The organism is Sphingopyxis sp. (assembly GCF_050725615.1).
Taxonomy (GTDB): Bacteria; Pseudomonadota; Alphaproteobacteria; order Sphingomonadales; family Sphingomonadaceae; genus Sphingopyxis.
The window spans coordinates 1-5366 of record NZ_JBOHHU010000147.1; the positions used below are offsets into that span (position 1 = coordinate 1).

At 68.6% G+C, this 5366-nt stretch carries 6 protein-coding genes; 3 read left to right on the plus strand and 3 right to left on the minus strand.

What is annotated here, in order from left to right:
• Positions 1-68: 68 nt before the first annotated feature.
• The gene (locus ACREB7_RS20445) at positions 69-506 is read right to left on the minus strand and encodes a response regulator transcription factor (protein WP_431594096.1); all 438 of its coding nucleotides are present in this window, start codon (positions 504-506) and stop codon (positions 69-71) included.
• Positions 507-587: 81 nt separating this feature from the next.
• On the opposite strand from ACREB7_RS20445, the gene ACREB7_RS20450 reads away from it, so the two are divergent.
• The 3 genes from ACREB7_RS20450 (at position 588) to ACREB7_RS20460 (ending at position 4510) form a co-directional block, all read left to right on the plus strand.
• Positions 588-962 carry a PilZ domain-containing protein gene (locus ACREB7_RS20450; protein ID WP_431594097.1) on the plus strand — a complete coding sequence of 125 codons (375 nt, stop codon included), beginning with the start codon at positions 588-590 and terminating at the stop codon, positions 960-962.
• Between the two features lie 225 nt (positions 963-1187).
• On the plus strand, positions 1188-3905 hold the full coding sequence (locus tag ACREB7_RS20455; protein WP_431594098.1) for an ATP-dependent DNA helicase: 2718 nt from the start codon (positions 1188-1190) through the stop codon (positions 3903-3905).
• Positions 3906-3964: 59 nt separating this feature from the next.
• On the plus strand, positions 3965-4510 hold the full coding sequence (locus ACREB7_RS20460; RefSeq protein WP_431594099.1) for a SixA phosphatase family protein: 546 nt from the start codon (positions 3965-3967) through the stop codon (positions 4508-4510).
• Between the two features lie 3 nt (positions 4511-4513).
• Here the strand turns inward: ACREB7_RS20460 and ACREB7_RS20465 are convergent, their stop codons facing one another.
• Both ACREB7_RS20465 and ACREB7_RS20470 read right to left on the minus strand, forming a co-directional pair.
• Positions 4514-4891 carry a MerR family transcriptional regulator gene (locus ACREB7_RS20465; RefSeq protein WP_431594100.1) on the minus strand — a complete coding sequence of 126 codons (378 nt, stop codon included), beginning with the start codon at positions 4889-4891 and terminating at the stop codon, positions 4514-4516.
• Positions 4892-4893: 2 nt separating this feature from the next.
• Positions 4894-5187: an integration host factor subunit alpha gene (locus ACREB7_RS20470; RefSeq protein ID WP_431594101.1), complete on the minus strand. Its 294-nt coding sequence runs from the start codon at positions 5185-5187 to the stop codon at positions 4894-4896.
• Positions 5188-5366 lie beyond the last annotated feature (179 nt).

Sequence of the window (5366 nt, forward strand, 5' to 3'; positions counted from 1 at the left end):
CGGGACGAGCCGAAACAACGCGCGAAATCCATCGCCCAAATGGGTGATCGGGGCGCTATCGCCCGATTTTACGGCAGGATGTCGAGCGCCCTGGCCTTTTGCACCGCCTGCGTCCGGCTCGCGACCGCCAGCTTCTCATATAAGCGCGCGACATGCGTCTTCACCGTGTTCGGCGATATATCGAGCTGGCGCGCGATGACCTTGTTGGCGTGCCCCGCCGCCAGCATGTCCAGCACCTCGCATTCGCGTGCGCTGAGCCCCAGCGCCGCGATCGCCGCACCGTTGCGCACAAAAGCCTGGCGCGGCCGCGCGGTCAGCCGGTTGCCGACCCAGATGCCGAGCGCCACGCACAGGAGCGCGATGCACGCGACGTAAAATTCGGTCGACCAGCGGTGGACGACATGCTTGTAATTCAGCCATTCGAGCAGAAACGCCGCCGCCGCGAGGGCGATGCCATAAAGGAGGATCGGGCGGACCATGGTCCGGGTAAACCATTGTCGGTCCATGCTGGCAATATGGTCCTCCGGCCGGCCATCCCCGCCAACATCGTTACCGGAAATTTACCATCTTTGCCTAGCCTCACGGCCATGACGACCAGCACCACCTCGCAAAGCCCGCGCCAGCATATGCGCACCAGCGTCTCGATCGACGTCGTCGTCAACGGCGTGCTCAACATGGTCGAGGGCCGCATCACCGACCTGTCCGAAGGCGGGGCGCGGATCGAGGGCGGCGTGATCCTGCCGGTGCGCTCGCGCTGCGAAATCCATTATGCGGGCCAGACGGTCTATGCGGTGGTGATGTGGGCCGAGATCGACCGCATGGGCGTGCGCTTTCCCTATGAGCTGACCGACGGCCCGCTCTACAACGCGCTCGACCGCGCGCGCGGCGCCTGGCCGAGCGAGCCGGCGCAGGTGTTTCGAAGCATGCGTGCGGTGAGTTTCGGGCGGCGCGGGTTGAGCTAGGGCCGGTCTCGGGGCCGGTAACGGGCGTTCGCCACGATTCCATCCCTCGTCACCCCGGGCTTGACCCGGGGCCTGCTTTGTCTTTGATCCGCCCGCGAAAGAAGGAAGGCGGGTCCCGGGTCAAGCCCGGGATGACGATGAAACAAGCGTCCGCTCTCCCCAAACCCCCATCATCCCCATACCGATTCCCTTGCCGCGTTCCTCTTTTGTCCTTACCCTGCGGCGATGGCGCAGCCCCTCCCCCTGCCCGCGATTCACGCGAGCCATGTCGGCATCTGGCTCGCCGACGCGCAGGGCCATGGCCGCCGGGTGGATCGCGGCGAGGCGATCGCGGCGGTCGCGGGAACCCCGCATATCCTGCTCGGCGCGCCGTTGACCGGCGACCGGCTGGGTTATCCCGACCTGTCGGGGCTCGACCTGCTCGAACTCTTCGCCTTTCTTTATCCCGCGCGCTTTGCGGTGCCGACGCCCGCCGGACTGGCGGCGGCGTTGGGGCTGGAGCCGCCCAGGGCCGAGGCCGATGTCGCGGCCTTCCTGCCGCAGGCCGCCGCCGCGATGCTCGCGAGCCTCGACGATCCCGACTGGCCCGAGCGCGAAGGCGCCTGGCACGGGTTGCAGGCGCTGGCACGCCAACGCTGGCCCTGGGCGTCGCTGCTCCAGCGCCAGGCCGCGCCCGAGCGCGACGAGCGCTGGCTGTTCGCGCGGCTGCCCGAATGGGAGGAACAACCCCCGCGCGGCCAGCCGCGACAGGCCACGATCAACCCCGACGATGTGACGGCAAGGCTCGACCGGCTGACCGGCGACGGCGCCGAACGCCGCAGCGGCCAGCAGGATTATGCCCGCGCCGTCGCGAGCATTTTCGCCCCGCGCGAACGCAAGGATGCGCCGCAGATGCTGGTCGCCGAAGCCGGGACCGGGATCGGCAAGACCTTGGGCTATCTCGCCCCCGCGAAACAATGGATCGACCAGTCGGCGGGTGCGGTGTGCATCTCGACCTTCACCAAGGCGCTGCAACGGCAGCTCGCGCGCGAGACCGAGCGGCTCTACCCCGACGCGGTAACGCACCGCGAGAAAGTCGTCGTACGCAAGGGCCGCGAAAACTACCTTTGCCTGCTCAACCTCGAGGATGCGTTGCAGGGCGGCTTTTCGGGCCGCGCCGCGATCCTCGCGCAGCTCGTCGCGCGCTGGGCGGCGTACAGCCGCGACGGCGACATGGTCGGCGGCGACCTGCCCGGCTGGCTGCCCGCGCTGTTCCGCCGCAACGGGACCACCGCGCTGACCGACCGGCGCGGCGAGTGCATCTATGCGGGCTGCCCGCATTTCCGCAAATGCTTCATCGAACGCTCGGCGCGCGCAGCGACGCAGGCCGACATCATCATCGCCAACCATGCGCTGACGATGGTGCAGGCGGCGCGCCCGCGCGATGGCGGAGCGCCCGCGACGCGGCTGATCTTCGACGAGGGTCATCATCTGTGGGACGCCGCCGACAGCATGTTCGCCGCCGCGCTGACCGGGCAGGAAGCGATCGAAATCCGTCGCTGGATATTGGGTCCCGAGGGCAAGTCGCGCGGGCGGCGGCGCGGGCTGGCGGCGCGGCTCGCCGATGTCGCCAGCTATGACGAGGCGGGCGACAAGGCGATCCAGGCTGCGATCCACGCTGCGGGCGAACTCCCCGGCGACGGCTGGCTCGCGCGGCTCGCCGAAAATGCGCCCTGGGGCGCGATCGAGCGGCTGCTCGCGGCGGTGCGCGCGATGGTCTATGCACGCGGGGTCGATGCCAAGGGCGGCGACAGCGGCTACGGCCTCGAAACCGAACTCGCCGATCCCGACGCCGACCTCGTCGCTGCCGCCGCGAGCGCGAGCGACGCGGTCGAGGCGGTGCTGCGTCCGCTGATGGCGCTCGGCAAACGGCTCGACGCGCTGGTCGACGATCCGCCCGACTGGCTCGACGGCCAGGCGCGCGCGCGCGTCGACGGCGCGCGGCACAGTCTCGGCAACCGCATCGACACGATGGCGGCCTGGCTGTCGCTGCTCGGGCGCGTCGGCGGCCCCGCCGATCCCGATTTCGTCGACTGGCTCGCGGTGAACCGCATCGACGGGCGCGAGGTCGACGCCGGCCTGCACCGCCACTGGCTCGACCCCGCCAAGCCGATCGCCGACATCGTCTATCGCCCCGCTCAGGGCGTGCTCGTGACCTCGGCGACGCTACGCGGCGCGAACGACTGGCACGACGCCGACATCCGCACCGGCGCGCGGCACATGGACGGCGGGGTGCAGCATTTCGCGGTGCCGAGCCCGTTCGACTATGCCCGCCAGTCGGAGGTCATCATCGTCACCGACATCGCGCGCGGCGACCTGCCCGCGCTCGCCGGCGCGTACAGCCGGCTGATCGAAGCGTCGGGCGGCGGGGCGCTCGGGCTGTTCAGCGCGATCAGGCGGCTGCGCATCGTCCATGCGCGCATCGCCGACCGGCTGGCGCGCGCGGGGCTGCCGCTCTACGCGCAACATGTCGACCCGCTCGACACCGGGACGCTGGTGGACATCTTCCGCGCCGACCCGCACGCCTCGCTGCTCGGCACCGACGCCTTGCGGGATGGTGTCGATGTGCCCGGCGATTCGCTGCGGCTGGTGGTGATGGAAGGCGTGCCCTGGCCGCGCCCGACGATATTGCACGCGGCACGCCGCGCCGCGCAGGGCGGCGCGCGCTACGACGACATGGTGATCCGCGGCCGCATTGCGCAGGCGTTCGGGCGGCTGATCCGGCGCAGCGACGATTTCGGCCAGTTCGTCATGCTGTCGCCCAGCTTCCCCTCGCGCCTGCTTTCGGCCTTCCCGCCGGGCACCCCGATCCGCCGCCTGCCGCTCGACGAAGCAGTCAATCATGTCGCGGCAGCGAATGTCGAAAGAAGAAAAACCGCCTTTCCCGCCTTTTCACCGTCATAAGATTGCGGCACAAGGCCAGCGAACACGGGGAAGAAGCGCGGCGCGCGCGGGGAGAAATTTTGAAGACGTTGACGATCCTGCGCCATGCCAAATCGGGTTGGGACGTACAGGTCGAGCGCGATTTCGACCGCCCGATCAACGCGCGCGGGCGGCGCGGCGCCGAACTGATCGGCCAATGGCTGAAGCGTCAGGGGCTGGCGATCGAGCGTATCATCGCTTCGCCCGCCGTGCGCGTCACCGAGACGCTCGACCTGTTCCAGCCCGCTGCGGGCCTCGACACCATCGAGCCGCATTGGGATCGCCGCATCTATCTCGCCTCGGCGGCGACGCTGATCGACACGATCCGCGACACCGGGCGCGAGGCGACCCATCTGCTGATCGCAGGGCATAATCCGGGGCTGGAGGATCTGATCCTCGAACTGGTGCCCGACAAGGACGACGATGAATTGCGCGCGAAGGTCGAGGAAAAATTGCCGACATCGGCGATGGCGCGGCTCGAACTCGACATCGACGACTGGCACGACCTCGACGTGAAGCAGGCGCGCTTCGTCGCCTTCATTCGCCCGCGCGACCTCGATCCGTCGCTGGGCCCCGCGATCGACTGAGCGTCAGTCGCCGAGCGCGGCGGCCAGCCGCCGGCGCAGCGCGATCAACGCCTGCACCGGCACCCCGGCCATGACGTCGGCGGACGGTGCTGCGGCACGGACCGGCGCCGCGACCGCATCGTCACCCCCATTGCCGCCGAGCGCCTTGCGCGCGCCCTCGACCGTATAACCCTTCACATGAAGCAGCTCGTGAATCCGGCCCGCCAGCGCGACGTCGGCGGCGCGGTAATAACGACGCTTTCCCGATCGTTGCAGCGGCTTCAGCTCGGGAAAGCGTGTTTCCCAATAACGCAGCACATGCGTAGGCACGCCGATACGGTCCGCCAGCTCGCCGATCGCGAGCATGGCGCCGTCGGCCTTGCCGCCGTCATCGACTGACATGACTAGCCGCCCGCCACCCGTCCGCGCATCGACTGGCTGGCGCGAAAGGTCATCACACGGCGCGGCAGGATCGGCACTTCGACGCCGGTCTTGGGATTGCGGCCGATCCGCTGCGCCTTGTCGCGCAAAACGAAGGTGCCAAAGCCCGAAATCTTCACATTCTGACCGCCGGCCAGCGCGTCGGACATATGATCGAGGATCGATTCGACGATCGACGCCGACTCGTTGCGTGACAATCCGATCACATGATTGATCCGCGCCGCGATGTCTGCGCGAGTAAGTGTCCCTGCCGCCATGATTGTCCCTCCCGTGACGAAGCTGAATGCCTGTTCGGGTCTCGCCGGTCCCCCACCGTCACGAGTCCCGAAGACATATGTAACAAAAGCGAATTAATCCGCCAAACTGAAACGGATGGACGGAGAAGTTAAAGCGGCGGATGTTCTCCCCTCCCGCAGGCGGGAGGGGGCGCTCAGAG

What these genes read in the sequence shown, in the direction of transcription:
- ACREB7_RS20445 (WP_431594096.1), bottom strand. Translation starts at nt 506, where the DNA reads ATGGACCGACAATGGTTTACCCGGACCATGGTCCGCCCGATCCTCCTT.
- ACREB7_RS20465 (WP_431594100.1), bottom strand. Translation starts at nt 4,891, where the DNA reads ATGTCAGTCGATGACGGCGGCAAGGCCGACGGCGCCATGCTCGCGATC.
- ACREB7_RS20470 (WP_431594101.1), bottom strand. Translation starts at nt 5,187, where the DNA reads ATGGCGGCAGGGACACTTACTCGCGCAGACATCGCGGCGCGGATCAAT.
- ACREB7_RS20450 (WP_431594097.1), top strand. Translation starts at nt 588, where the DNA reads ATGACGACCAGCACCACCTCGCAAAGCCCGCGCCAGCATATGCGCACC.
- ACREB7_RS20455 (WP_431594098.1), top strand. Translation starts at nt 1,188, where the DNA reads ATGGCGCAGCCCCTCCCCCTGCCCGCGATTCACGCGAGCCATGTCGGC.